The sequence below is a fragment of the Telluria sp. AIW5 genome (assembly GCF_056680575.1).
This window is the reverse complement of the sequence record NZ_CM155289.1, coordinates 2,477,600-2,504,222: the sequence shown is the minus strand read 5'-3', so window position 1 is coordinate 2,504,222 and position 26,623 is coordinate 2,477,600. Positions and strand designations below refer to the sequence as shown.

The window sequence follows — 26,623 nt, the reverse complement described above, 5'->3', positions numbered from 1 at the left end:
GCTTGGTATCGTTGAGGCCGTGTCCAAATGTCAGACCTGACCCCAGCTGTTTTACTACGCTAGCTCGAAGACGCCGATCGACTCGACGTGTGAGGTATGGGGGAACATGTTCACTACGCCCGCCTTTTTCATCACGTAACCGGCGCGGTTGACCAGCACGCCGGCGTCGCGCGCGAGCGTCGAGGGGCTGCACGAGACGTAGACGATGCGCTGCGGCAGGAACTCGGCTTTGCCGCTCTCGCGCAGCTCGGCCAGGGCCTCGGCCAGCGCGATCGCGCCGTCGCGCGGCGGGTCGATCAGCATGCGGTCGAAACGGCCGAGGGCGACCAGGTCGGCTGCGGTCGCCTCGAACAGGTTGCGCGTGTAGAAGGTCGTCTTTTCCGACAGGCCGTTCGCCTTCGCGTTTTCCAGCGCCCGCGTCGTCAGGACCGTGCTGCCCTCGATGCCGACCACTTCGCGCGCCTGCGTCGCCAGCGGCAGGGTGAAATTGCCCAGGCCGCAGAACAGGTCGGCCACACGATCGTTCGGCTGCACGCCCAGCAGGCCCAGCGCCTTGTGCACCAGGGCGCGGTTGATCTGGTGGTTCACTTGCGTGAAATCGGTCGGCTTGAAGGGCATGCGCACGCCGAACTCGGGCAGCGTGTAGTAGAGCTCTTTGCCCAAGGGATAAAACGGGACCACCGACTCCGGCCCCTTCGTCTGCAGCCACCACTGGATGCCCCATTGATCCGCGAAGGCCTTGACCAGCTCCTCGTCCTTGGCGCTCATCGGCGCCATGATGCGCAGCACCAGCGCCGTCGATTCTTCGCCAACTGCCACCTCGATCTGCGGCACCTGGTTGTAGATCGACAGCGAACCGATCAGTTCGCGCAGCGGCATCAGCATGCCGCCCAGGTGCGGCGGCAGGATATGGCAGAATTTGATGTCCGCAACGAAGGCCGAGGCGCGCTCGTGGAAGCCGACCAGCACGGTGCCCTTCTTCGCCACATGGCGCACCGACAGGCGCGCGCGGAAGCGGTAGCCCCAGGTCGGTCCGTACATCGGGCGCATGACGTTCTCGGCTTTCACCTTCGACAGGTGCCACAGGTTGTCTTCCAGCGTGCGCTGTTTCATCGCGACCTGGGCCGTCGGCTCGAGATGCTGCATCGAGCAGCCGCCGCAATAGCCGAAGTGCTCGCAACGCGGCTCGACCCGCATCGACGAGGCGCGCTGCAGCGTGACCATGCGCCCCGCTTCCCAGTTCTTTTTCTTCTTCTTGACCTCGTAGCTGACGCGCTCGCCCGGCAGCGCGTCCTCGACGAAGATGACCTTGCCCTGGCTGCCGTCCTCGTTCTCGAGGTGGCCGACGCCGCGCGCATCCGCGTCGAGGGATTTGATTTCGATGAAAGTTTCGTGCATTGAATATCGGCGGACACAAGGCCCACGCAGAACCGTAAATGTAGGGTGGGCACGCCGTGCCCACGCGGAAGCGTGAATGGTGGAAAGCGGGTCCAGGAGTGAGTCGATGGCCGAAAACAAGGCCTGCTACCGCTGCGCAAGACCAAAAGGCAGCAATATTGAGCTCACAAGACCGGCCGCATCATAACAAGGAATCGCGCACCACGCCACGGGCCGCCATCGCCCGCCTCAGCTTGACCAGCGCTTCCTGCTGGATCTGGCGCACCCGCTCGCGCGTCACGCCCATCTCCTCGGCCAGGGTCTCGAGGGTGGCCGGATCGTCGTTATCGAGGCCAAAACGCCGCATCACGACCAGGCGCTGTTTCTCCGGCAGGCGCGTCAGCCAGTCGCGCACCAGTTCGGTCATCTCGTGCTGCTCGGCGCGCGTATCCGGGCCATCGTCGAGTTCGCCCGGCAGCATGTCCATCAGGCTCGAACCGGGATCGTTGTCGAGCGGGGCGTCGAGCGAGGCCGCGTGCTCGGACAGCGCCAGGATGTCCTGCACCTCTTCCGGCGGGCGGCCGACCAGGCTGGCGATGTCCTCGACGCTGGCATCCTTGCCGTCGTGGTGCTGGGCCTCGAGGTGGTATTTGGCGCGCAGCACGCCATTCAGTTCGCGCACCATGTGCACCGGCAGGCGCACGGTGCGTGCCTGGTTCATGATGGCGCGTTCGATGCTCTGGCGGATCCACCAGGTGGCGTAGGTGGAAAAGCGAAAACCGCGCTCGGGCTCGAACTTGTCGATGGCGCGCATCAGGCCGATGTTGCCCTCTTCGATCAGGTCGAGCAGGACGACGCCGCGATTGATGTAGTGCTTGGCGATCGAGACGACGAGCCGCAGGTTATGCTCGATCATCTTCTGGCGCGCCTCGAAGTCCCCTGCCTTGGCCAGGGTCGCGAAATGCGATTCCTGCTGGGCCGACAGCAGCGGACGGGTGCCGATCTGGTTCAGGTAATGCTGGGTGGTGTCGGTCGAGAGTTCGGCCGCGAGCACTTTCTTGAGTTCGTCGACGCTGTCGACCTCGGCAACGGCGCCCGGCGGCAGCGGCTCGGCCTCGGTGTCGGCATCGCCCGTTTCCGCCCGCGCCTCGTAGCTCGACGCGCCCTCGCCCTCCAGTTCGTCAGGCAGTTCGTCCGAAACGTCTCGATCCCGGGAGTGCGGCGGCAGCGTCATTGACCCTCTCTACGAGCATGCGAAAAATTCCTTTTTTCACATGCTCTAACGGCTGGGCAGGAACCTCGACGGATCGACTGGCTTGCCCTGCTGGCGAATCTCGAAATGCAGCTTCACCGTGTCGGCATCGGAATCGCCCATCTCGGCGATCACCTGGCCCTTGGCCACGTTGTCGCCTTCTTTCACGACGATCGCGCGGTTGTGGGCATAGGCCGACAGCAAGCTGTTGCTGTGTTTGACGATGACGAGATTACCATAACCTCGGATACCGCTACCAGCGTACATTACTTTGCCGGCGCCCGCCGCCATCACTTGCTGTCCCGCGCGGCCCGCGATATCGATGCCCTTGCTCTTGCCTTCGTCGAAGGTGGCGATGATGCGTCCGTCCGACGGCCACATCCAGCTCAGCTTTTCATCGTCGGTCGCGGTGACGGTGCTGCCCACGCGCGAACCGGCGGCGGCCGCCGCTGCAGGCGACACGGCCGCGGCGGCAGCCACGACCTCGGCACGCTCGCCGGCCTTCTCGCTGCGCGGCGCGTCGGCCGTGTCGTCGTTATAGGCCTTCTTGTCGGCGCGCGGCGTCGTCTTGCGCGGCACCGAGGGGCGGCTCTCCGGCGGCATCGGCACCGGCTGGGTCACGACACCCGTGCTCGCCTGGCGCTCGTTCGGCACCACGCGCAGCACCTGGCCGACCTTGATGTCGTCCGGGTCGGCCAGGTTGTTCCAGGTGACCAGGTCACGGTAGCTCTGGCCATGATCGAGGGCGATGCGCAGCAGCGTGTCGCCGCGGCGCACCGTGTAGCTGCCTTTTGCATCCTGGCGTGATTCTTCGTTGCGCACAGGCGCAGGGCGTGGCCTGGCGGTGGAGGAACCGACGGGGCGCTCGATGATCGGCGCCTGGCGGGAGGTGGTGGTGCAGCCGGCAATGAAGCCGAACGCGAGAGTCAGCAGGACTAAACGGGGTGTTTGTTTCATTCTCATCTAATATCTATTTTCTACTTTGCAGCGCCGAACAGGCGCTAAGCGGTGCCGGGGCGCAAAGGCACGAAATGGCAGGCTTCCAGGGTTTCGCTGGTCCACTCCGACTTGCCGGTGCGGGTGATGCGCTGCAGGTGTTGGACCTGGCCGCCGACCGGGGCCACCAGGCGCGCGCCGATGGCGAGCTGTTCAAGCAGGGCGCGCGGCACTTCCATTCCGGCCGCGGCGAGGATGATACCGTCGAATGGCGCAACCTGCGCGAGCCCGAGCATACCATCTCCGTAGTGCAAGCGCAGGTTGGACAGGCGCAAGGGGCGCAGGTTGGCCTTGGCCAGCTCGTGCAGCGGCTTGATGCGCTCGATCGAATACACGTCTTGCGCAACCCGCGCCAGCACCGCCGCCTGGTAGCCGCAACCGGTGCCGATCTCGAGGACGCGCCCCATCGGTTTGCCGTCGCGCATGGCTTCGATCATGCGGGCCACGATATAGGGTTGCGAGATCGTCTGGTGGTGGCCGATCGGCAGCGAGGCGTCGACATACGCCTGGCTGGAGAGCGCCGGTTCGATGAACAGGTGGCGCGGCACGGCGTCGAGCGCGGCCAGCACCACGTGGTCGTGCACGCCCTGGCTGGCGACCCGCGCCACCATCGCGCGGCGGATCGCTTCGGTTGCCATCAGGTCCGACCGCTGGGCGGTGGGAACGCTCTGGGTGGTGGACGCAGCGTAACCCGGCAGCTTGGGCCCCGGCTGCTGCGCTTTCGGCGGCTGGGCGCCGCCGACGGCGCGCGCGGCATTCTGGGTCGCGGTCTGGGGCGTGGCGACGGGCGCCGGCATTACCGGCTTGCGTGCAGCGCCGCTGGTGACCGACGACAGCGGCAAAGGAAAGGTGCTGCCCCCGGACGGTTTGCTGCGGTCGTTCATGCGAGTCCCTGTTTCAGCAGCGCGAGCTGGGATTGATGCGTCAGGTCGATCTGGAGCGGCGTGACCGAGACCATGCCGGCCGACGTGGCGTGGAAGTCCGTCCCCTCGCCCGCATCGCGGCAGGCGCCCGGCGCGCCGATCCAGAAGATTTCGCGTCCGCGCGGATCCTGCGAGCGGATCACGGGCTCGGCCTGGTGGCGGCGTCCGAGGCGGGTGGGCGTGAGCGGTCCCATCGCCTCGTAGGGCAGGTTCGGGATATTCACGTTCAGCAGGAAGGGCGCCGGCAGCATGTCGAACTTGCGCTGCACGACATCGCGCGCGACGCGGGCGGCGGCGCCCAGGTGTTCCCAGCCGTGGTGGACCTGGGAAAAGGCGATGGCCGGGATGCCGAACAAATACGCTTCGGTGGCCGCGGCGACGGTGCCGGAATACAGGGTGTCGTCGCCCATGTTCTGGCCGTTGTTAATGCCGGACACGACCAGGTCGGGCAAGGCATCACCCATGCCGGTCAGGGCGATGTGCACGCAATCGGTGGGCGTGCCATTGACAAAATAGAAACCGTTGGCGGCGCGACTGACCGACAGCGGACGGTCGAGCGATAGGGAATTCGACGCGCCCGAGCGGTTGCTGTCGGGCGCGACCACGATGATTTCGGCGATGCTCGCCAGGGCTTCGGCCAGGGCGTTGATACCAGGGGCGAGATAGCCGTCGTCGTTACTGATAAGAATTCGCATCCGGCGATTTTACCTGAAGCAACGCTTTGAACACGCATTCGGGGCAGATAATTTCTGGGCTGCGGGACATGGCGGCGATGTTCCAGGACGAGGCTACGCCCCGCGGTTTTCATTTTTAATGCAGGCGTGGCAGCGTTGCGCTACGACTACGCATGCCGGCATTGTCGACCCGTTGCTGTAGGGTGGACGGGTCTCCCGTCCACGCGTTCAATGTACGTGGGCAAACCTTTACCGTCTCTGGACAGTTCGCGCAGAGCCAACGAACGCATGCGCGATGGCGCAGGCACTATTTGAACGCGTGGACGGGGAACCCCTCCACCCTACCGCTCGCTGACGTGGACATGGCGAGCTTTGCGGAGCGAATCGATACGGTCAGCGACTCGCGGGAGCGTGCGTACGCGTGGGCACGGAGTACCCTCCCTGCAAAGGCGGCCGTCGAGCTGTCACGATTGCAAAATCGATCATCCCTTAGCGCAGCGCCAGCGGCCGTCCGCCGGACGCCTCGATCAGCGCGCCTTCGAGCGACGCGACCTCGTCTTCGGCAAAGGCCAGCAGCGCATCCTTGTCGTTGTCGTCCTGATACACCTGCTTGATCAGCGCCACGCCGCGCCGCCGCAGCGGCTGGGCGACCGAGGGACGCAGGATGATTTCGCGCAGGCTGTCGGCGAGCTGGCGCGCCTCACGCGCGCGGCCGCCCTCGACCAGCCTGTGGAGTTGCCCGAGCTTGTGCTCGAGCGGCTCCTGCGCCGCCTGGCCCGGCCCGCCGCGGCTCGCGGCCCAGCGTCCGCCGCCTCCCTCCCTGGCGCCGGGCAGGCTCGCACCCGGCAACCCGCCGGGCAAACCATCCCCCGGGGCGTCATGGGGCCCGGCCGCCATCGCGCGCAGCTGCGACAGGCGGTGGCCGCCCTCCTCCACGCTCTGCTCGAGGCGGCGCGCGGCCACGCTGTGGCCCTGGCTCGACAGGGTCTGGGCCAGCATCTGCTTGCTGCGCAGGGTTTCGTGGTCGTCCATGCCGCGCAGCCGTTCGTGCAGGCTGACCACATGCTGCTGCAGCCGGCGCGCTTCCTCGAGCTCGCCCTGCTGGCTCAGCGTCGAGGCCAGCCGCAGCAGCACGCCCAGCGTATCCGGATGCTCGGAGCCGAGACGCTGTTCGCGCGCCATGGCGAGCGACTGCTGCATGTCGCGCACGGCGCCGAGGTCGCCCTGGGCGGCGAAGATTTCGGCCAGCGCCTCGCGCGCCAGCAGGGTGGCGCCGACATCCGGTCCCGCCAGGCGTTCGCGCACCTTCACCACGCTTTCCTGCAGCTTGCGCGCGTTGCCGAGGTCGCCCATGTCGCGCAGCAGCGTGGCCAGCTGCTGGGTGCAGCGCAGCGTGTCTTCGTGTTCGGTGCCGAGCACGCGCTGGCGCCCTTCGAGCACCCGTTCGTAGAGCATGCGCGCACGCGAATACTCGCCCTGCAGCGCCAGCGTGCGGGCCTGGCCGGCGACGGCGTCGAGCGTCGCTATGTGGCCAGGGCCGTACAGGCGCTCGCAGGCCTCGAGCACGGCGTCGTGCAGGTGCAGGGCCGGCCCGAACTCTTCCTGGCGCGCGAGCGTGGCGCCCAGGCCCGAGCGCGCGGCCAGGGTTTCGGGATGTGCATCCCCGACCGCAGCCTGGCAGTGTTCGAGCAGCGCCTCGTACTGCTGGCGCGCCTCGCGCAGCCGTCCGCTGTCGCGCAGGACGGCGGCCAGCGCCGCACGGCTGGCGCGCGTGTCGGGATGGTCGTCGCCCAGCAGGCGCTGGCGCAGCGTGGTGCTCTCGGCGAAGCAGTCGCAGGCCCCCTGCAAGCGCCCGGCATGCAGGTCCAGCTCGCCCAGGCGCAGCAGCTCGCGCGCCAGCAGCACCCCATTCGGATCGAAACTCGACGCTGCGCCCTCCTGCCGCTCCCCAAGTGCCAGGCGCAGGCGCGCCGCCTCGACCGCGTCGAGCAGGTCGATCTCGGCGCGCGACTGCCACGGGAAGCGTCCCGCCGCGGCCCAGCCGAGCAGCGCCTCGATCGCGCGCGTCTGCGACAGGCGGTCGCCATCGCGTTCCGGCAGCGCGCCGAGATGCTGGGCCGCGCCGCTGGCCAGCGCGCCGTGCAGCTGGACTTCGTCGAGGTAGCTGTCGAGCGAAAGCTGCGACAGGCCGTAGCAGTTGCGCAGCAATTGCTCGAGCCGCGGCTGGTAGCCGGCCACACCCTTGTGCGGGTCACCGCGGCGCCACAGCATGCGGCGCTCGGCATCGAAGCCGTCGACGCCGCAGGGCACCGGATACACCAGCAGCGGACGCTGCGCCTCCTCGTGGCTGCAGCGGTAATCGATGGCGCGCGTGACGACGCCGGCGAGCCCGTCGAGGCTGCGCCCGTTCGGCGTGAACAGGCCGACCAGGCGGTCCGGCAGCAGCGTGGTGCAGACGCTCACCGCCGCCGAACGGCCGCCGCGGCAGTCGATCAGCACATGGCGAAAGCGCTTTGTGAGGTGCGCAGCGAAGGCGCGGTACAGCGCCGGGCAGGCCGCGAACAGGCCGTCCCAGTCCATGCGGTCGGCACGTTCGCCGAAGCTGTCGTCGAAGCAGCCCGCGCGCATCAGATACAGCGTGCGGCCCTGGTCGACGCGTTCGACATAGGCTTCCCAGTCGATCGCCTCGAGCACCAGGCGGGCCCGCTCCTCGTGGTCGTCGCCGCCGGTGCGTCCCAGGGCCTTCAGCTGCTCGCGGCAGGCTTCGAAGTATTCGAGCAGGCCCGGCCGCGCTTCGGGGCGGGCGGGCTCGAAGCGTGCGCCGTCGGGCCGGCCAGGCGCGCCGCGGCCGCCCGCTGCGCGCGGCGCGCGGGCCTCGTCGGCGCGGACGCTGTCGTGACGCTCGTAGCGCTCGTCGCGGCTCGGGAACAGGTGGTGCAGGCCGGGCGCCTCGGTGTCCCAGTCGATCATCAGGACCGGCGTTGTCGCATTCTGGCGGCCCGCGAGCAGCACCGCGCTGTCGGCCAGCGCCAGGCTGCGCGCGGCGCCGCTTTCAAACGAATAGAAGGTGGTGACTTCGCCGGGACCGCCGATCGGCGGCAGCGTCAAACGGTTGATTTCCATGGAGCTCCTCATTTTTTCGGGAAGGTGAGATCCGGGACGGCACGCCACTCCGGTGGGACATCGGGGAGCACGAATTGGTTGCAGTCATGCCCGGGCGGCATGTACATTTTCTGGTACTGGTAATGGGTAGCGATCCGTTTCACCATCTTGCCGATATCGGGTAAAAAATCCGGATTCGATTTCAGGTCGGCCGTGGCCATCGTGAAATGCGAAAAATCCACATAAAAGCTCGAGGACGCGATCTGCGGCGGCAAGCGCTCCGGGTGCTGGGTCATGATGACCGGGATGATCAGGTGGCTGGGAAGCGTGTACCACTGGCTGCGCTCGGCCTCGATCCGGCGCATGGCCTCGTATTCGCGCCGTGTGTACGCATGCGCTTCGTATTTCGGCGTGTAGATCAGGACCATGCAGACGCTCTCGCACATGGCGCGCGCGATCTTGCTGTCGAGATCGTCGCCCCCGCCGAGCTGCTCGGTGTCGACGAAGAGTTCGTCCTCCGTATCGAAATAGGGCTCGAGATAGCAGTGCAATGCTTCCGCCAGCGCCGTCTTGAAGCGCTGCATCAAGGCATGCTTTCCATGGGCGTAGCTGAAGAAACAGCCGTACCGAATCGCCATTGCCATTCCCCTCGTCAAGACGCGCGGGCCCGCATGCGCATCCATCACTCTAACGGTCCGCACCCCCGTCATTTTGCGAGTGCACAAACGCGCCCGCCTCGCGGGCGCATTGCCACCGATACGATTCCGTGAGGCATAATCAAATAGATCCAACAAGCAAAACCAACAGGAGGAGACGACATGAAAGCGATCGTATGTAAAGCCTGGGGCCCGCCCGACAGCCTCGAACTGCAGGACCTGCCCGACCTCGTGCCGGGCCCGGGTCAAGTTGCCGTCGACGTGCGGGCGGCCGGGGTCAATTTCCCCGACGTGCTGACGGTGCAGGGCAAGTACCAGGTGAAGCCGCCGCTGCCCTTCACGCCCGGCAACGAGTTCGCCGGCGTGGTGCGCGCGCTCGGCGAAGGCGTGCGCGGCCTGGCTATCGGCGACCGCGTGATCGGCTTCACGCAGACCGGCGCCTTTGCCCAGCAGGCCATTGCACCGGCCGCCGCGCTGATGCCAATTCCCCCCGGCATGGATTTCGACACCGCCGCAGCAATCACGCTCACTTACGGCACCTCGCACCATGCGGTGGTCGACCGCGGCCAGTTGAAGGCGGGCGAGACGATGCTGGTGCTGGGTGCAGCCGGCGGCGTCGGGCTGGCGGCGATCGAGATCGGCAAGGCCTTGGGCGCGCGCGTGATCGCCGCCGCCTCGAGCCCGGAAAAACTGGAAGTCTGCCGCGCGCATGGGGCGGACGTGCTGATCGACTACACGAAGGAAGACCTGCGCGAGGCGCTGAAGGCTGCGACCGGCGGCAAGGGGCCGGACGTGATCTACGATCCGGTCGGCGGGCAGTACAGCGAGCCGGCGCTGCGTTCGATCGCGTATCGCGGGCGCCATCTGGTGATCGGCTTTGCCGCCGGGGATATTCCGAAGCTGCCGTGGAATCTGATGCTGCTGAAAAGCGCGTCGGTGGTCGGCGTGTTCTGGGGCGATTTTGCACGCCGCGAACCGCAGGCGAATGCGGCGGCGATGCGCGAGATGCTGGGGTGGATGGCCGTGGGCAAGCTGAAGCCGCTGGTGTCGAAGCGGTACGCGCTGGCGGAGACGGCGCAGGCCTTGAATGACATGGCCGAGCGCAAGGTGACGGGGAAAGTCGTGATCGTGCCGTAATGTAGGGTGGGCACTCCGTGCCCACGCGAACGCGGGCGTCATGTTGGCAACATTCGACCCGCACCATCGGCGCATTCAAAACGTGTCCCGATGATTCCGCGATCACGCGTCGGCTTCATCCCGCGTCATGACCGCGCCCATCGGCCAACATGGCGCGTACGTCCGCGTGGGCACGGGGTGCCCACGCTACGAATTACGCCGACTCCGGCTTGAAGAAAGCCAGCACCTCTTCCTGCACCCGCGTCCGCTTGAACGGCGGCAAACTCTGCCAGATGCGCCGTCCATACGGCTTGCTGATCAAACGCGGATCGCAAATCATCAGCACGCCGCGGTCGTCCACGTCGCGAATCAGGCGCCCTGCTCCCTGCTTCAAGGTAATGATCGCTTCCGGCAGCTGATGGTGCATGAAGCCGTTCATCCCCTGCTTTTCCATCACCTCGATGCGGGCAGCCAGTACCGGATCGTCCGGCGGAGCAAACGGCAGCTTGTCGATGATGACCAGCGAGAGCGCCTCGCCGCGCACGTCGACGCCTTCCCAGAAACTCTGGCTGCCGACCAGCACCGCATTGCCCGCACTCCGGAACGAATCGAGCAGCTCGGTACGCCCGCGCTCGCCCTGCACGAACAGCGGAAACTCCAGCCCGCGTTCGGCGAATTCCGTGCGCAGGCGCTCGGCGACGCGGTTCACGGCGCGGATCGTCGTGCACAGGAAGAAGGTGCGTCCGCCGGCCGCCTCGATCACCGGCAACGCGGCATCGACGACGGCATCGGTGTAGCCCATCGAGTTCGGTTCCGGCATCCCGGTCGGCACGTACAGCACGCCCTGCTCGCCATAATTGAAGGGGCTCGGCCAGGTCAGCGCCGGCTCGCCGGTCAGGCCCATCTGGTCGGCGAAATGCTTGAAATCGTTTTTGACGGCCAGGGTTGCCGAGGTGAAGATCCAGCTGCGCGGCGTGCCTTCGCGCTGGTTCGAGAAAATCGGCGCGATCGACAATGGGGTCTTGTGCAACTGCAGCGACGAATTGAACGCTTCGACCCACAGCACGGCGGCCTGGTCGCCTTCGACCACTTTGCCTTTCGGATCGGCTTTCCAGCCGTCGAAGGATGACTTCAACTCAACAGCGCGCACGCGGCAGGCTTCCAGGGTTTCCGCGCGCTGGGCCTGCTCCTCCAACACGTCGATCAGGCCGTCGAGTTCGTCCTTCAGGGTCTGCAGCGCCGGGAAGAAGGCGGAAGTTGGCGGCACCTGCGGCAGCGACATGCGCGTACCGCCTTCCGGGAAAGTCAGGCGCAGGTCGCGCGCGGCCTTTTCGACGACCGTGACGGTTTTCGCCCAGTCCGGTCCGCGTGCATGGGCCAGGCCTTCGGCCAGCACGTCGCGGCACAGTTCCAGCACTTGCGAGGTCGAGACCGACTGGCCGAAGAACAGGGTCGCGGTGTCGGGCAGCTGGTGCGCCTCGTCGAAGATGATGGTGTTGGCCGAGGGCAGCAGCTCGGCCACGCCGGTATCCTTCAGCGCGACGTCGGCGAAGAACAGGTGGTGGTTGACCACGACCACGTCCGCCTGCTGGGCTTCACGGCGCGCCTTCATCACGAAGCAATCCTGGTAGTACTGGCACTCGGCGCCCATGCAGGTGTCGCGCGTCGAGGTGACGAGGTTCCAGACCGAGGCGGTTTCCGGCACCTTGGCCAGCTCGGCCTTGTCGCCCGAACTGGTCATCTTGATGAAGCGCGAGATTTCGCGCAGGTGGCCGACGTCGTCACGCGAGGTCAGGCGCCCGTTCTGCAGGGTACGTTCCAGATGAAAATGGCAGACGTAGTTCGAGCGGCCCTTGAGCAGGGCCACCGACACGGGCGCCTTCAGGGCCTGGCGGATGGTCGGGATATCGCGCAGGAACAACTGATCCTGCAAGTTCTTGGTACCGGTCGAGACGATGGTCTTGCCGCCCCATAGCAGCGCCGGAACGAGGTAGGCGAAGGTCTTGCCGGTGCCGGTGCCGGCCTCGGCCATCAGGACTTTCTGGCCGTCGATCGCGGTGGCGATGGCCTTGGCCATCTCGGTTTGCGAGGTACGGGGCTTGAAGGTGCCGACGGCGGGCGCGAGCGGGCCACCGGCGCCGAACAGGCGGTCGAGTTCGGCATCATACTTGCCTGCCGGCTCCTGGGGAGCGAAATCGGCAGGCGCGCCGTCGGCGCCGCCGGGCACAGGTAATTGATCGGTCAAAATGGGCTTAATCAGAACTTGGATGCGGAGGCCGAAAAACAATCAGGCCGGCACGTCCGGCACGAGTTGCATTTTCAGCAGGGTGATATGGTCTTTCAGCTGCAGTTTACGCTTTTTCAGGCGGCGCAGCTGGAGCTGGTCGGCATGACCGTCCGCGGTCAGCATGGCAATGACTGCGTCCAGGTCGCGGTGTTCGACGTCGAGTTCAATAATGCGGCGCTGGATGTCTTGGACATCGGTCATGATGGCGGTTCCAAACGAGTTTTTCAACAGGCGGGGCGGTGACGGACCGCAAGCGGGCGCCGAAGGGTGGCCGACATCGCAGGACCGATATCGAGTGCAGCGCCTCCCTTACGGCTTGCAACAGTAGTGCATCTCGGTGCATAGTTTAATCCAGAGCGTCGTTGCCGCCAACAAAGATTGGCTCCTGAGCCACGGAAAGCATCAAAGTTTATGAATCTCTTCAAAATCGAGGCGGGAACCGCGCAACATATCGGCAATCGTCCGCGCCAGAACGACCGGGTTGCCCTGCTGACGGGCGCCCGTGCGCCGGGCCATGTGCTCGCGCTGCTGTCGGACGGCATCAACGGACCGGCGGCGGCCGAGCAGGTACTGCATACGGCCAAGCAGGTGTTCGACAGCTTCAAGCCGGGCGACACGCCCAATCCCGAGCGCCTGGCCCAGCTGCTGCGCGACATCGTGCACGAGACCCACCTCGTCATCAAGATGAACGCCGTCACCACCGGCGAGGAAGCGCACGCCAGTTTCGTCGGCCTGCTGCTCTCCCCGCATGGCGAGGCGGTCTGGGCCCATGTGGGCGACTCGCGCCTCTACCGTTTTGAAAACGGCGAGCCGAAGCTGCGCACCAACGACGAGGCCTATATCGAACAGCTGGTTGCCACGGACAAATTGGCGCTCGATGCGGCGCGCAATCACCGGCGCTCGAAATTGCTGCTCAATGTGCTGGGCAACAGCCGCAAGGAACCGTATGTGACGGTCGGCTGGCAGATGGGAATGGCGCCGGGCGACCAGTTCCTGCTCTGCTCGGATGGCTTGTGGCATTTCTTCACGGATGCGGAATTGGGGGCGGCGCTGGCGCGGTCGACGCCGAGGCAGGCGTCGGAGATGCTCATCGCCAAGGCGGCGGAACGGTCCCAGGGTAAAGGGGGGAATTGTTCAATGGTGATTGTGAAATTGGTGAAGGCGATGCCGGAGGGAACGGGGACGTTTGGGGGCGGCGCGCGGGCGAGCGAAACGTGACACCGGTTTTACGTCCTGGAGTCGGGGTCGACGGTCGTCGGTGACGCAAGTGGTGCCTTGAAGCACGTACGCGTGGGCACGAGTGCCCACCCTACGGTGCGCTGCGGCCGCCGAATTTCGTTAGCGCGCGGGGACGGCTGCCTTTTCAGCGGCTGCGGCTTTTTCTTTCGCGGCCTGGTCGGCGGCGCGCTTGGCGGCGCGCTCGGCCTTGCGCTGGGCGACGTCGCGCTGGCGCTCTTCCGATTTCTTGCGCTTCTCTTCGAAGGCGGTGGCCCTGGCGGCGCGGGTGGCGGCGTTCGCCGACGCCGTGGCGGCTTCCTCCGCGACGCGCGCCTTGTGCCTGGCGATGCGGCCCGGCACGCTCGAAGGACGCGGCGGCGGCACCGGCCCGATCGTTTTCGGTGCGAGCTGCGGCTGGGCCGCCGTAGCGGCCTCCTCGGCCTGGAACTTCGCGTCGGCCTCGGCCATCGCCTTGTCGCGCTGGTCGACCGCGTCCTTGCGCTTGAAGTGTTCGGCCTCGACCTCGATCTCGCGCTGGGCGGCCAGCGCCAGGCGGCGGCGTTCCCTGGCTTCGTCCAGGCAGCTGGTGACGAAGAATTTGTCGTAGCAGACCCGCTCGCGCTCGGCATGGCGCGCTTCGATCGCGGCGCGTTCGGCGGCCACGGCGGCAATGCGCTCGTTGGCCTGGGCCACGGACGTGGTCGGCGCGAGGGCGGCGTTCAGGCTTGCCGGATGCTGCGCGGCGCAGGCGGCCAGCAGGCCGGCAACGAGCGCTGTACCGGCATGGCGCAACGTGGACTGTGCTCTGGTCATTGTCTTCCTTGTGTGCTCAGGGTCAGGCGATGGCGTCGGCCGCGCCGCGCCGCTCGGCGAGCATGTACTCGCGCGACTGCATCTCAATGATACGCGAGACGGTGCGGTGGAATTCGTTCGCCAGCATGCCCTGCGTGTAGAGTTCCTCCGGCTCGACTGCGGCCGACATGATGAGCTTGACCTTGTGGTCGTAGAACACGTCGATCAGCCAGGTGAAACGGCGCGCTTCCGACGACTGGCCGGCCGACATCGCCGGTATGCCCGACAAAATCACGGTGTGGAAACGCGTGGCCAGTTCGAGGTAGTCGTTCTGCGAGCGCGGCCCGCCGCAGAGGGTCGCGAAATCGAACCAGATCACGCCGCCCGCATGGCGCAGCGCGCGGATCTCGCGCTTCTCGATGTGGACGATCGGGCTTTCGTCGGCGGTGTCGGCGACCTTCGCATAGGCTGCGCGCAGCGCGTGGTCGGAGGCCGCGCCCAGCGGCGTGTAATAGGCCTGCACCTGCTCCATGGCGCGCTTGCGGTAGTCGTTGCCGGCATCGACGTTCATGATGTCGAGCTTGTCCTTCAGGAGCCCGATGGTCGGCAGCATGCGGTCGCGGTGCAGGCCGTCCGGATACAGCGTCGAGGGCTCGTAGTTCGAGGTCATGACGAAGCTGACGCCATTCGCGAACAGGGCCGACAGCAGGTTGTACAGGATCATCGCGTCGGCGATGTCGGAGACGTGGAATTCGTCGAAGCAGATCAGGCGGTATTTGCGGGCGATGCGCTTGGCGACTTCGTCGAGCGGGTCGGCGACGCCTTTCAGTTCATCGAGCTGGCCGTGCACGGCGCGCATGAATTCGTGGAAGTGCAGGCGCGTCTTGCGCACCACCGGGACCACGGAGTAAAAGCTGTCCATCAGGAAGGACTTGCCGCGCCCTACCCCGCCCCACATGTAGACGCCCTTCGGCACGTCGGGACGGTTGATGAGGCGCCTGAAAGCGGACGACCGCTGGGCCTTGTACTGGACCCAGTCGTCGTACGCCTGCTGGAGGCGGTCGACCGCGGCCTGCTGGGCCGTGTCGCTCTTGAAGCCGCGCTCGGTGAGGGCGTGCTGATAGTACTCTTGGACGTTCATGTAGTGCAATCGTTAAAACGTAGGGTGGGCGCCCCGTGCCCACGCGTGAACGATGAGCAGACGTGGCGCTCGATAATGCCAACGTGGTGCATGCGTCACGCGTGGGCACAGGGCGCCCACCCTACAAGGCGCAATCCGGCCGATCCGACCGCAGCAACATGTGCCAGGGTCGAATGGCCGGATACACCGTTTGCTTAGAAATTCAGCGAACGCTTGTCGACCGCCAGCGCGGCTTCCTTGACGGCTTCCGACAGCGACGGGTGCGCGTGGCAGATGCGGGCGATGTCTTCCGACGAGGCCTTGAATTCCATCGCGACGACGGCTTCCGAGATCAGTTCCGAAGCGACCGGGCCCACGATGTGCACGCCCAGGATTTCGTCGGTCGTGGCGTCGGCCAGGAATTTCACCATGCCCGAGGTGTCGCCCAGCGCGCGCGCACGGCCGTTGGCCATGAACGGGAAGGTACCGGCTTTGTAGGCGACGCCTTCGGCTTTGAGCTGCTGCTCGGTCTTGCCGACCCACGCGATTTCCGGCGAGGTGTAGATCACCCATGGAATCGTGTTGAAGTTGACGTGGCCGTGCTGGCCGGCGATACGCTCGGCAACCGCAACGCCCTCTTCCTCGGCCTTGTGCGCCAGCATCGGGCCGCGCACGACGTCGCCGACTGCCCACACGCCCGGCAGGCTGGTGCGGCATTCGTCGTCGACGATCACGAAACCACGCTCGTCCAGCGGCAGGCCGACGGTCTCGCCGCCCAGGCCGATCGTGTTCGGCACGCGGCCGATCGAAATGATCAGGCGATCAAACGTAGCGGTCTGCTCGGCGCCGGTGCTGTCGGCGTAAGCGACGGTGACATTGTTCTCGCCCTTGGTGATCGCGCCGATCTTGCAGCCCAGGTTGATTTTCAGGCCCTGCTTGGTGAACAGCTTATGGGCTTCCTTGGCGATCTGCTCGTCGACAGCGCCGAGGAAGGTCGGCAGGCCTTCCAGCACGGTGACGTCCGCACCGACGCGGCGCCACACCGAACCCATTTCCAGGCCGATGACGCCGGCGCCGATCACGCCCAGCTTCGATGGGACCGCATCGATGGCCAGCGCGCCGGTGTTCGACAGAATCAGCTTCTCGTCGAATTCCGCGCCCGGCAGCTGGCGTGCATTCGAACCCGTGGCAACGACGACGTTCTTGGCCGTCAGCGTGTCGGTCGTCGGACCGGTGACGTTGATGGTATAGCCGCCCTCGGCCTTGCCCGCGAAGGCGCCGCGGCCGTGGAAGAAAGTGACCTTGTTCTTCTTGAACAGGAACAGGATGCCGTCGTTGTTCTGCTTGACGATGGTGTCCTTGCGCTTGAGCATTTGCGGCAGGTTCAGTTCGAGGCCGGCGACATTGATGCCGTGCTCGGCGAACGCGTGACCGGCGTGCTCGAAGTGTTCCGACGACTGCAGCAGCGCTTTCGACGGGATGCAGCCGACGTTGGTGCAGGTGCCGCCCGGTGCAGGTTTACCCGCAGCGTTGCTCCACTCGTCGATACAGGCAACTTTAAAACCCAGCTGGGCCGCGCGGATTGCCGCGATATAGCCGCCAGGACCGCCGCCGATGACGACGACGTCGAATTGTTTCTCGTTACTCATGAATAGCTTCCTTATTTATTCTTCTGGGACAAAGATCCACATCAGCAGGTAGACCAGTGCTCCAAATCCGGATGTCAGGATGGTGAACAGCACGAAGACCAGGCGCCAGACCCAGGTCTCGAGGCCGAGGACGCCGTTCAGGCCGCCGCAGACGCCGCCGAGCCAGCGGTCGCCGCGCGCACGGCGCAGCGACCGCATCTGCGCTTCAAAACGGTTGGCCCCCGCCTCGAAGCCAGCGGACGTGCCGCCCTTGTTCAGGTTGACGCGCTCGTTGGCAGCCGCGCCGGCCAGGACTTTCGCCTTGGCCTGTTCGAACTCGGCATCGGTAAGCGCGCCGGCCTGGTGCAGTTCGTGCAAACGCCGGATTTCATCGGAGATCATGGTCGTTCCCCTTCGGTTGTCGGCGGGCACGCGCCGTATGGCCGTGCCCGCGTCCTCAACTGCGAATTACAGGTCCAGGAGCAGGCGCGCCGGATCTTCCAGCGCATCCTTCATCGCAACCAGGCCCAGCACGGCTTCGCGGCCGTCGATGATGCGGTGGTCGTAGGACATCGCCAGGTAGTTCATCGGACGGATGACGATCTGGCCGTTTTCCACGACAGCGCGGTCCTTGGTCGCGTGCACGCCCAGGATGGCCGACTGCGGCGGGTTGATGATCGGGGTCGACAGCATCGAGCCGAAGGTGCCGCCGTTCGAGATCGAGAAGGTACCGCCCGACAGGTCTTCCAGGGTCAGCTTGCCTTCTTTCGCCTTCTGGCCGAATTCGCCGATCTTCTTTTCGATCTCGGCGATCGACATCTGGTCGGCGTTGCGCAGGATCGGCACCACCAGGCCGCGCGGCGAACCGACGGCGATACCGATGTCGAAGTAGCCGTGGTAGACGATGTCGTTACCGTCGACCGACGCGTTCAGGATCGGGTACTTCTTCAGTGCGGCAACGGCGGCCTTGACGAAGAAGGACATGAAGCCCAGCTTGACGCCGTGCTCTTTTTCGAACTTGTCCTTGTACTTGGCGCGCAGTTCCATCACAGGTGCCATGTTCACTTCGTTGAACGTGGTCAGGATGGCGTTGGTCGACTGCGATTGCAGCAGGCGCTCGGCGATACGGGCGCGCAGGCGGCTCATCGGCACGCGCTCTTCCGCACGGTCGCCCAGCTGGGCGACTGGCGCAGCGACTTGCTGCAGTGCCGGCCGGGCCGCCGCTGCGGTGGCAGCTGGTGCGGGAGCGGCAGCTGGCTTGTTGGCGACTGCGTTCAGGGCGTCGCCCTTGGTCACGCGGCCGTCGCGGCCCGAGCCGTCGATGCCGGCGGCGTTCATGTTGTTGTCAGCCAGGATCTTGGCAGCGGCAGGCATGGCGACGCCGGACATCGAGCCACCGGCGGCGGGTGCTGCAGCGGCAGGCGCGGCGGCGATCGCTGCGTTCGGCGCGGCCGACGGCACAGCCTTGACTTCCAGCGGGCTCACTTGCGCCGAGGCGTCGGTGTCGATGATGGCGATGACTTCGCCGGCGACGACGGTTGCGCCGTCGGCTTTCAGCAGTTGCACGATCACGCCTGCGCTCGGCGCCGGCAGCTCAAGGACCACCTTGTCGGTTTCGATGTCGATCATGTTTTCGTCGCGGCCGACCGGCTCGCCGACCTTCTTGTGCCACGACAGCAGGGTCGCTTCAGCAACCGATTCCGACAACTGGGGGACCTTGACTTCGATTTGTGCCATGTAAAACTCCGTTAAATTATTCTGTGATCTTCGAAAGACGCCCGACCGGCGCAGCGGCTGGTCGGGCGTGGACGATATTACTTAGTCAGGATGAAGCCTTTGAGCTTCGAGAACGCGGTGTCGAGCAATTCCTTCTGCTGCGCCACGTGCTTGTCCGAGTAGCCGACAGCCGGAGCTGCCGAGGCCGGACGGCCGGCGTATGCCAGGCGCTGACCTTCGTCCATGTTTTCGAAGATGTTGTGCTGGATCTGGAACCACGGGCCCTGGTTCTGCGGCTCGTCCTGTGCCCACACCACTTCGGTCGCGTTGCTGAACTTCTTCAGCTCGGCGGCGAACGACTTGTGCGGGAACGGGTACATCTGTTCCATGCGGATGATCGCGACATCGTTCACGCCGCGCGTCTTGCGTGCGTTGACCAGGTCGAAATAGACCTTGCCCGAGCAGACGATCACGCGCTTGACCTTCGAGGCTTCGATCTTGTCGTCGGTCTCGCCGATGACGGTCTGGAAGGCACCCTTGGCGAGATCGGTCAGCGGCGAACCGGCGTCCTTGTTACGCAGCAGCGACTTCGGCGTGAAGATGACCAAAGGCTTGCGGAACTGGCGCACCATCTGGCGGCGCAGCAGGTGGAAGATCTGCGCCGCGGTCGTTGGCTGGACCACTTGCATGTTGTTGTCCGCGCACAGCTGCAGGAAGCGCTCGATACGGCCCGACGAGTGTTCCGGACCCTGGCCTTCGTAACCGTGCGGCAGCATCATGACCAGGCCCGAAGCGCGGCCCCACTTCACTTCGCCCGAGGCGATGAACTGGTCGATCACGACTTGCGCGCCGTTGACGAAGTCGCCGAACTGGGCTTCCCAGATCGTCAGCGTGTTCGGCTCGGCGGTCGAATAACCGTACTCGAAACCGAGCACCGCTTCTTCCGACAGCACCGAGTCGATGACCGTGAACTGTGCCTGGTTGTCCGACACGTTGGCCAGCGGCAGGTAGATGCCCTGGTCCCAGCGCTCGCGGTTCTGGTCGTGCAGCACGGCGTGGCGGTGCACGAAGGTGCCGCGGCCGGCGTCCTGGCCCGACAGGCGGATCGCATAGCCCGACGACAGCAGCGAGGCGTAGGCCAGGTGTTCGCCCATGCCCCAGTCGAGGTTCATTTCGCCGCGGCCCATGGTGGCGCGGTCGTTCAGCACTTTCTCGACCAGCGAGTGCGGCTTGAAGTCTTCCGGCACTTTGGTGATGCGCTCGGCCAGGCGCTTCAGTTCGGTCATCGGCACGGCGGTATCGGCCGCGTCGGTCCACTTCTTGTTCAGGAACGGCGCCCAGTCGACGGCGAACTGGTTCTTGAAGTTGGTCAGGACCGGGTCGACCGTGTGCTTGCCGGCGTCCATCGCGTCGCGGAAGGCGGCGACCAGCTTGTCGCCTTCGTCGGCGGCGATCGTGCCTTGCGTGGCCAGCTTTTCCGCGTACAGCTTGCGGGTGCCCGGGTGCTTGGCGATCTTCTTGTACATCAGCGGCTGGGTCAGCGCAGGCGTGTCCTGTTCGTTGTGGCCCAGTTTGCGGTAGCAGATGATGTCGACGACGATGTCCTTGCTGAACTCGACGCGGTAATCCATCGCAATTTGGGTTGCAAGGACAACAGCTTCAGGATCGTCGGCGTTCACGTGCAGCACCGGCGCTTCGATCATCTTGACGACGTCCGAGCAGTACAGCGTCGAACGGGCGTCGCGCGGGTCGGAGGTGGTGAAACCGATCTGGTTGTTGATCACGATGTGCATCGTGCCGCCCGTGCCGTAGCCGCGGGTCTGCGCCAGGTTCAGGGTTTCCATGACCACGCCCTGGCCGGCGAATGCGGCGTCGCCGTGCACCAGGATCGGCAGCACTTCGCGGCCCTTGCGGTCGCCGCGGCGTTCCATGCGCGCCTTGACCGAACCTTCGACGACGGGGTTGACGATCTCGAGGTGAGATGGATTGAAAGCAAGTGACAGGTGGACCGGGCCGCCCGGGGTCGAGACGTCGCTCGAGAAGCCCTGGTGGTATTTGACGTCGCCCGACGGCAGGTCGTCGGCGTGCTTGCCTTCGAACTCTTCGAACAGTTCCGACGGTGCCTTGCCCAGGGTATTGACCAGCACGTTCAGGCGGCCGCGGTGGGCCATGCCGATGACGATTTCCTGGACGCCCTTTTCACCGGCGCGCTGGATGGTTTCGTCCATCGAGGCGATGAAGGATTCGCCGCCTTCGAGCGAGAAGCGCTTGGCGCCGACGTATTTGGTGTGGAGGTAGCGCTCCAGGCCTTCGGCGGCCGTCAGGCGCTCGAGGATGTGGCGCTTTTTCTCGGCCGAGAAGGTCGGCGTGGAGCGGATCGACTCGAGGCGTTCCTGGAGCCAGCGCTTTTCGGTCGGGTCGCTGACGTACATGAACTCCGCACCGATGGAGCGGCAGTAGGTGTCGCGCAGCATTTGCAGCAGGTCGCGCAGGGATGCGCTGTCGCCGCCGAAATAGGTGTTGCTGATGTTGAACTTGGTGTCGAGGTCGGCGTCGGTGAAGCCGTAGAAGGACGGGTCGAGTTCAGGGATCGGTGGACGTTCCTGGCGCTGCAGCGGGTCCAGGTTGGCCCAGCGCAAGCCGAGGTTGCGGTAGGCGGCGACCAGCTGGGTGGCGGCGACGCGCTTGCGTGCCATTTCCGGGTCGGCTTCGCCGGCGGTGGCGGTGACGGTGCGGATCGCGCCCCGTTTCGCGCGTTCGGCGAAGGAGGCGATGACCGACGAGTGGATCACGTCAGGGCGGGCACTGCCGTCGACGGCAGGCACGTTCTGCATGCTGTCGAAATAGGCGCGCCAGTTTTCCGGGACCGAGCCAGGATTGTTCAGGTAGGCTTCGTACAACTCTTCCACATACGGCGCATTACCGCCGAACAGGTACGAGTTCGCAGTTTGTTGTTGCATCATTCTTGCTCACCTTTTCTTCGCGCTTCGCGAGTTTGGCGGGTTAATCTAACCTTCCGCGACACGGCCTGACCGGTTAGCGGATCGCAACTGAACATCAAGTTGTGGGGGAAGGACAGATGGGGTCGTTATTAACCTACTGTTCGTCGGATTCTGCAGACCCCATGTTATTGCTCAGAAATCATCCTGATTCTTCGCAACAGCGGGGGGTATTGTAACGCAACATACGGGGCGCATAAGGGGTGGACTGAATTTTGTTGACCGGCTAAATGATAATAGTTATCATTTGCGTTGTGTACTCAACAGGAAATTGCATGTCTGTCCAGAACCCGCCGGCTTACCCTGTCGCCTCCGCCGAAGCTGCCCCGGCTGCCCTGCCCGGCGTGCGGCGCTCGCTGTGGCTGAGGACGCTGCACCAGTGGCACTGGATCAGTTCGGCGATCTGCCTGACGGCGATGTTGCTTTTCAGCATCACCGGCTTCACGCTGAACCATGCCTCACAAATCGAATCGACACCCCGGGTTACGCGGCTCAAGGCTGCGGTTCCCCCTGCCCTGCTGCCTGCGCTGCGTGCCTATGCCGAACAGCATGTCGATGGCGAAGCGCCGGTGCCCGCGCAGCTTGTCGCGTGGGCCAATGGCGCCTTCCCGGTCGACCTGCGCGGACGCACCGCCGAATGGAGCGAGGAAGACGCGTATATCGCCCTGCCCCGTCCCGGGGGCGACGCCTGGCTGCGCGTCAGCCTGGACGGCAGGGCCGAATACGAACTCACTTCCCGCGGCGCGATTTCCTGGCTGAACGACATGCACAAGGGGCGCAACACCGGTCCCGTGTGGAGCTGGTTCATCGACATCTTCGCAATCGCCTGCCTGGTGTTCTGCATCACCGGTTTCCTCATCATGAAGATCCATGCGGCCAACCGGCCGTCGACCTGGCCCATCATCGGCTTCGGCATCGTGCTGCCGGCCGTGCTGGCGCTCTTGTTCGTTCACTAATATATACAAGGCATTGCATGAAACTGTCCTCCTCGCTGGCACTGAGCTTGCCCCTGACCCTGCCGCTGATCTCCGGCGGCGCCATCGCCGCCGACCTGTCGGTGAAGTTCGAACTGCCGCAGCTGAACGTCGCCGAGTACCACAAGCCCTATGTCGCGATGTGGATCGAAAAGGCCGACGGCGCCGTCGCCTCGACCCTGGCAGTGCTCTACGACGTCAAGAAGAAGGACAAGGGCGGCGAGAAATGGGTGAAGGACCTGCGCACCTGGTGGAGGAAGGCCGGCCGCGACACCGAGTTGCCGATCGACGGCGTCTCGGGCGCCACCCGCTCCGCCGGCGTACAGACGATGAGTTTCGGCCCTGCCCGCACCGGCATCGACAAGCTGCCGGCCGGCGACTACAAGCTGGTCATCGAAGCGGCGCGCGAATCGGGCGGACGCGAACTGGTGCGCGTGCCCTTTACCCTGCCGGCCAAGGGCAAGGTCGCGGCCAGCGCCAACGGCAAGGAAGAACTCGGCGCCGTGTCGATCAACATCCAATAAGGAACCGAATCATGCACAGCTCGTTCATCAAACATGGCGTCCTCGCGCTGATCCTGGCTGCCACGGCCGGCGCCGCCAGCGCCCACCGCCCGTGGATGCTCCCGACTTCGACCATCGTCGAGACCAGGGACGCCTGGGTCACGATCGACGGCGCCGTGTCCGAAGGCCTGTTCGATGTCGACCACATGCCGCTGCGCATGGACGGCGTGACCGTTACCGGACCGGACGGCACGACGTCCCCGGCGCCGGCCGCCGTGATGGGCAAGATGCGTTCGTCGATCGACCTGCCGCTGCCGAAAGAAGGCACCTACCGCATCGCGCTCGTCAGCAACAACGTGATGGGCAGCTACAAGCTCGGTAACGAGCTGAAGCGTTTCCGCAGCAGCGAGGCCGATTTTGCGAAGCAGGTGCCGGCCGGCGCGACGGACGTGCGCAAGACCATCACCAACCAGCGCATCGAAACCTTCGTTACCGCGCACAAGCCGAACGATGCGGCCCTGAAGCCGACCAACGCCGGCGTCGAGATGGTGCCGCTGACCCATCCGAACGACCTGCGCGCCAACGAGACGATGCGCGTGCGCTTCCTGCTCGATGGCAAACCGGTGCCGAACCTGCCCTTCAGCCTGGTGCCGGGCGGCGTGCGCTACCGCGGCGTGGCCGGCGAAATCCGCATCACGACAGACGCGAAGGGCGAAGCCAGCTTCAAGCTGCCGGCCGCGAACATGTACTGGATGAACGCGGCTTATCCGCCGAATCCGGGCAAGGGCGCAGCCGACAACGGGCCGGCGGAGAGCAAGCGCTACGCCTATACGGCCACGCTCGAAGCCCTGCCGGAGTAAGCACGCCTTTGAGTCTCCCTTTGCGCCAGGTCCTCGTCCCCCTCGCCATCGATCCCGCCGCGCCGCCGGAAGGCAGCGTCCCGACCCGTGCCGCCGGGTCGACGATGGGGACGAATTGGTCGGCGCACTTGCTGCTGCCGGCCGGGGTGCGCGGCAATCCCGGCGCGCAGATGCAGGCTGAACTGGACGGCATCGTGGCCGAGATGAGCCACTGGGACGGCGACTCGATCCTCGGCCGCTACAACCGGGCGCCGGCCGGCAGCTGGCATGCCCTGCCGCCGCGTTTTGTCGAGGTGCTCGACTACGCGATGCAGGTCGCCTCGATAAGCGGCGGCGCTTACGATCCGTTTGCCGGCGCGCTGGTGAACCTGTGGGGCTTCGGGCCCGAGCGGCGCTACAACCAGCCCGGATTTTATGCGCCGGCGCCCGAGGCGGTAGCCGCCACGCTGGCGCAGCGCGCCGCGTTTGCTCCGGTGTTCGATCGCCCTGCCGGGCGCCTGCTGCAGCCGGGCGGCGCGCTGCTCGATTTGTCGTCGGTCGCGAAGGGCTATGCCGTCGACCGGCTTGCCTGGTGCCTGGAACAGCATGGCGTGTGCCATTACCTGGTCGAGATCGGCGGCGAACTGCGCGGCGCCGGCATGAAGCCGGACGGGCAGCCGTGGTGGGTGACGCTCGAAGGCGTCCCCGGCGCGGACAGCCCGGCGACAGTCGCCGCCCTGCACGGCCTGTCGGTCGCCACGTCGGGCGATTACCGCCGCTATTTCGAACATCGTTCATTGCGCGCCTCCCACACGCTCGACCCGCGCACGGGTTACCCGATCGCGAACGATATCGCTTCGTGCACCGTCCTGCACCCGAGCTGCATGGCGGCCGATGCGCTGTCCACCACCATCACCGTGCTCGGGCTCGATGCCGGACTGGCCTTCGCGGAGGAACGCGCCCTGGCCGCGCGCCTGCTGCTGCGCCGGCCGGGCGGCCTGGAAGAACGATTCAGCTCGGCGTACCGGGCCATGCTGCAATGATGCTCACCATCGATCCCGCGCGCTGGGGCAGCGCCCTCGCTTTACTTGCCGCCTGGGGCGGACTGTGCGTGGCCATGTTGCGGCGCAGGGCTCCGGTTGTTGTCGATAGCGCAGCCGACTGGCTGGTGGTCTACGCCAGCCAGACCGGCAATGCCGACTACCTGGCGCGGCAGACGGCGGCGACCTTATCGACGGGCGGCCTGTCGGCGCGCGCCCTGTCCATCTCCGGCCTCGACGCCGCCACGCTCGCCGCGGCCACGCGCGCCCTCTTCATCGCCAGCACCTATGGCGAAGGCGACTCCCCCGACGACGCCGCGCGCTTCGCCGAAGTGACGATGGCGGACGCGCCCGACCTGTCGCAGCTGCATTACGCCGTCCTCGCCCTGGGCGACAGCAGCTACACGCACTACTGCGGCTTCGGCCGCGCGCTGGACGCCTGGCTCGCGTCGCGCGGCGCCACGCCGCTGTTCGCGCGCATCGACGTCGACCGCGGCGATGCTGGGGCGATCGGCACCTGGCAGCACCAGTTGAGCCACCTGGCCGGTACCAGCGACCTGCCCGACTGGGAAGCGCCGGCCTATGGCGAGTGGCGCATCCTCGAGCGCTCGCTGCTCAATGCGGGCAGCGCCGGCGCGCCGCTGTACCGGATCGCCCTGGTCCCGGCCGACGGCGCGCTGCCGGAGTGGGAAGCCGGCGACCTGGTGCAGGTCTGCGCGCCGCGTGACCCTTCCCTGCCGCGCGAATACTCGATCGCCTCGGTGCCCGCCGAGGGACGCATCGAGCTGCTGGTGCGGCTGCAAAGCCATGCCAACGGCAGCACCGGCGCCGCCTCCGGCTGGCTGTGCCTGGAGGCGACCGGGTGCGACGCGGTCGCCCTGCGCATCCGTCCCCACGCGCGCTTCCGCCTCGGCGACAACGCCGCGCGCCCGCTGATCCTGGTCGGCAACGGCACCGGCCTGGCCGGCCTGCGCGCGCTTCTGTTGGCGCGCATCGGCGCCGGCGTGTACGACAACTGGCTGGTCTTCGGCGAACGCAATGCCGCGGTCGACTTCCTCTGCCGCGACGAACTCGAACGCTGGCGCGATGCCGGCCAGCTGGCGCGCCTCGACGCCATCTTCTCGCGCGACGGCCATGAGGCGCGCTATGTGCAGCACCTGCTGGCCGAGCAAGCCGACGATCTTCGCGCGTGGATCGCACGCGGCGCCGCGGTGTATGTGTGCGGCAGTTTGCAGGGCATGGCCAGCGGCGTGCACGAGGCGCTGGCGGCGGTCCTTGGCGCCGAAGCGCTGGACGGCCTCGCAGCCGAAGGCCGATATCGGCGCGACGTGTACTGAGCGCGTCGCGTAACGTAGGGTGGGCCGGGCCGCGGGTTATCCTACAATGTCGCATCCCCCCTCCACTCCCGGCG

At 66.0% G+C, this 26,623-nt stretch carries 22 protein-coding genes; 7 read left to right on the top strand and 15 right to left on the bottom strand.

Going from position 1 to position 26,623, the window contains the following annotated elements:
* Positions 1-54: 54 nt before the first annotated feature.
* The 7 genes from rlmD to AC1MEM_RS10970 form a co-directional block, all read right to left on the bottom strand.
* A complete protein-coding gene (gene rlmD, locus AC1MEM_RS11000) occupies positions 55-1,398 on the bottom strand; it encodes a 23S rRNA (uracil(1939)-C(5))-methyltransferase RlmD (RefSeq protein ID WP_499477228.1) in 1,344 nt (447 codons plus the stop codon).
* Between the two features lie 181 nt (positions 1,399-1,579).
* The gene (gene rpoS / locus AC1MEM_RS10995) at positions 1,580-2,611 is read right to left on the bottom strand and encodes an RNA polymerase sigma factor RpoS (protein ID WP_499477227.1); all 1,032 of its coding nucleotides are present in this window, start codon (positions 2,609-2,611) and stop codon (positions 1,580-1,582) included.
* A gap of 45 nt (positions 2,612-2,656) precedes the next feature.
* Complete coding sequence (locus AC1MEM_RS10990; protein WP_499477226.1) at positions 2,657-3,586, bottom strand: peptidoglycan DD-metalloendopeptidase family protein; 930 nt, start codon at positions 3,584-3,586, stop codon at positions 2,657-2,659.
* A gap of 44 nt (positions 3,587-3,630) precedes the next feature.
* On the bottom strand, positions 3,631-4,509 hold the full coding sequence (locus AC1MEM_RS10985) for a protein-L-isoaspartate(D-aspartate) O-methyltransferase (RefSeq protein WP_499477224.1): 879 nt from the start codon (positions 4,507-4,509) through the stop codon (positions 3,631-3,633).
* A complete protein-coding gene (surE, locus tag AC1MEM_RS10980; RefSeq protein WP_499477222.1) occupies positions 4,506-5,243 on the bottom strand; it encodes a 5'/3'-nucleotidase SurE in 738 nt (245 codons plus the stop codon). The genes AC1MEM_RS10985 and surE overlap by 4 nt, the downstream gene beginning before the upstream one ends.
* Before the next feature lie 468 nt (positions 5,244-5,711).
* A complete protein-coding gene (locus AC1MEM_RS10975; protein ID WP_499477220.1) occupies positions 5,712-8,345 on the bottom strand; it encodes a tetratricopeptide repeat protein in 2,634 nt (877 codons plus the stop codon).
* A gap of 8 nt (positions 8,346-8,353) precedes the next feature.
* Positions 8,354-8,962, bottom strand: a complete 609-nt coding sequence (locus tag AC1MEM_RS10970) for a toll/interleukin-1 receptor domain-containing protein (RefSeq protein ID WP_499477219.1) — start codon at positions 8,960-8,962, stop codon at positions 8,354-8,356.
* 180 nt (positions 8,963-9,142) lie between these two features.
* Here AC1MEM_RS10970 and AC1MEM_RS10965 point away from each other — a divergent pair, with 180 nt between their 5' ends.
* Positions 9,143-10,117, top strand: coding sequence for an NADPH:quinone oxidoreductase family protein (locus AC1MEM_RS10965; protein ID WP_499477218.1), 975 nt, complete (start codon positions 9,143-9,145; stop codon positions 10,115-10,117).
* Between the two features lie 193 nt (positions 10,118-10,310).
* Here AC1MEM_RS10965 and yoaA read toward each other — a convergent pair whose 3' ends face one another.
* Both yoaA and AC1MEM_RS10955 read right to left on the bottom strand, forming a co-directional pair.
* Positions 10,311-12,341 carry a DNA repair helicase YoaA gene (gene yoaA / locus AC1MEM_RS10960; protein ID WP_499477217.1) on the bottom strand — a complete coding sequence of 677 codons (2,031 nt, stop codon included), beginning with the start codon at positions 12,339-12,341 and terminating at the stop codon, positions 10,311-10,313.
* Positions 12,342-12,383: 42 nt separating this feature from the next.
* A complete protein-coding gene (locus AC1MEM_RS10955; RefSeq protein WP_056333185.1) occupies positions 12,384-12,584 on the bottom strand; it encodes a YdcH family protein in 201 nt (66 codons plus the stop codon).
* A gap of 210 nt (positions 12,585-12,794) precedes the next feature.
* Between AC1MEM_RS10955 and AC1MEM_RS10950 the strand changes: the two genes are divergently transcribed.
* Positions 12,795-13,601: a PP2C family protein-serine/threonine phosphatase gene (locus tag AC1MEM_RS10950; protein WP_499477215.1), complete on the top strand. Its 807-nt coding sequence runs from the start codon at positions 12,795-12,797 to the stop codon at positions 13,599-13,601.
* Between the two features lie 120 nt (positions 13,602-13,721).
* On the opposite strand, the gene AC1MEM_RS10945 is transcribed toward AC1MEM_RS10950, so the two are convergent.
* The 6 genes from AC1MEM_RS10945 to AC1MEM_RS10920 all read right to left on the bottom strand — a co-directional run bounded on the left by AC1MEM_RS10945 (position 13,722) and on the right by AC1MEM_RS10920 (position 21,820).
* Positions 13,722-14,414 (bottom strand): hypothetical protein, encoded by a 693-nt coding sequence (locus AC1MEM_RS10945; RefSeq protein WP_499477213.1) that lies wholly within the window; start codon positions 14,412-14,414, stop codon positions 13,722-13,724.
* 22 nt (positions 14,415-14,436) lie between these two features.
* Positions 14,437-15,534 carry a cell division protein ZapE gene (zapE, locus tag AC1MEM_RS10940; RefSeq protein WP_499477212.1) on the bottom strand — a complete coding sequence of 366 codons (1,098 nt, stop codon included), beginning with the start codon at positions 15,532-15,534 and terminating at the stop codon, positions 14,437-14,439.
* Between the two features lie 194 nt (positions 15,535-15,728).
* On the bottom strand, positions 15,729-17,162 hold the full coding sequence (lpdA, locus tag AC1MEM_RS10935; protein ID WP_499477210.1) for a dihydrolipoyl dehydrogenase: 1,434 nt from the start codon (positions 17,160-17,162) through the stop codon (positions 15,729-15,731).
* A gap of 15 nt (positions 17,163-17,177) precedes the next feature.
* On the bottom strand, positions 17,178-17,543 hold the full coding sequence (locus AC1MEM_RS10930; RefSeq protein WP_499477208.1) for a PspC domain-containing protein: 366 nt from the start codon (positions 17,541-17,543) through the stop codon (positions 17,178-17,180).
* A gap of 66 nt (positions 17,544-17,609) precedes the next feature.
* Positions 17,610-18,878 carry a 2-oxoglutarate dehydrogenase complex dihydrolipoyllysine-residue succinyltransferase gene (gene odhB / locus AC1MEM_RS10925; RefSeq protein WP_499477206.1) on the bottom strand — a complete coding sequence of 423 codons (1,269 nt, stop codon included), beginning with the start codon at positions 18,876-18,878 and terminating at the stop codon, positions 17,610-17,612.
* Positions 18,879-18,955: 77 nt separating this feature from the next.
* Positions 18,956-21,820: a 2-oxoglutarate dehydrogenase E1 component gene (locus AC1MEM_RS10920; protein WP_499477204.1), complete on the bottom strand. Its 2,865-nt coding sequence runs from the start codon at positions 21,818-21,820 to the stop codon at positions 18,956-18,958.
* Positions 21,821-22,131: 311 nt separating this feature from the next.
* On the opposite strand from AC1MEM_RS10920, the gene AC1MEM_RS10915 reads away from it, so the two are divergent.
* The 5 genes from AC1MEM_RS10915 to AC1MEM_RS10895 are packed head-to-tail and all read left to right on the top strand — an operon-like array spanning position 22,132 to position 26,549.
* Positions 22,132-22,812, top strand: a complete 681-nt coding sequence (locus AC1MEM_RS10915) for a PepSY-associated TM helix domain-containing protein (protein ID WP_499477203.1) — start codon at positions 22,132-22,134, stop codon at positions 22,810-22,812.
* Between the two features lie 17 nt (positions 22,813-22,829).
* The gene (locus AC1MEM_RS10910; protein WP_499477201.1) at positions 22,830-23,354 is read left to right on the top strand and encodes a DUF2271 domain-containing protein; all 525 of its coding nucleotides are present in this window, start codon (positions 22,830-22,832) and stop codon (positions 23,352-23,354) included.
* Positions 23,355-23,365: 11 nt separating this feature from the next.
* On the top strand, positions 23,366-24,193 hold the full coding sequence (locus tag AC1MEM_RS10905) for a DUF4198 domain-containing protein (RefSeq protein ID WP_499477200.1): 828 nt from the start codon (positions 23,366-23,368) through the stop codon (positions 24,191-24,193).
* An 8-nt stretch (positions 24,194-24,201) separates the two neighbouring features.
* Positions 24,202-25,215 (top strand): FAD:protein FMN transferase, encoded by a 1,014-nt coding sequence (locus tag AC1MEM_RS10900; RefSeq protein WP_499477198.1) that lies wholly within the window; start codon positions 24,202-24,204, stop codon positions 25,213-25,215.
* Positions 25,212-26,549, top strand: coding sequence for a sulfite reductase subunit alpha (locus AC1MEM_RS10895; RefSeq protein WP_499477197.1), 1,338 nt, complete (start codon positions 25,212-25,214; stop codon positions 26,547-26,549). Before AC1MEM_RS10900 ends, AC1MEM_RS10895 begins: the two co-directional genes overlap by 4 nt.
* Positions 26,550-26,623 lie beyond the last annotated feature (74 nt).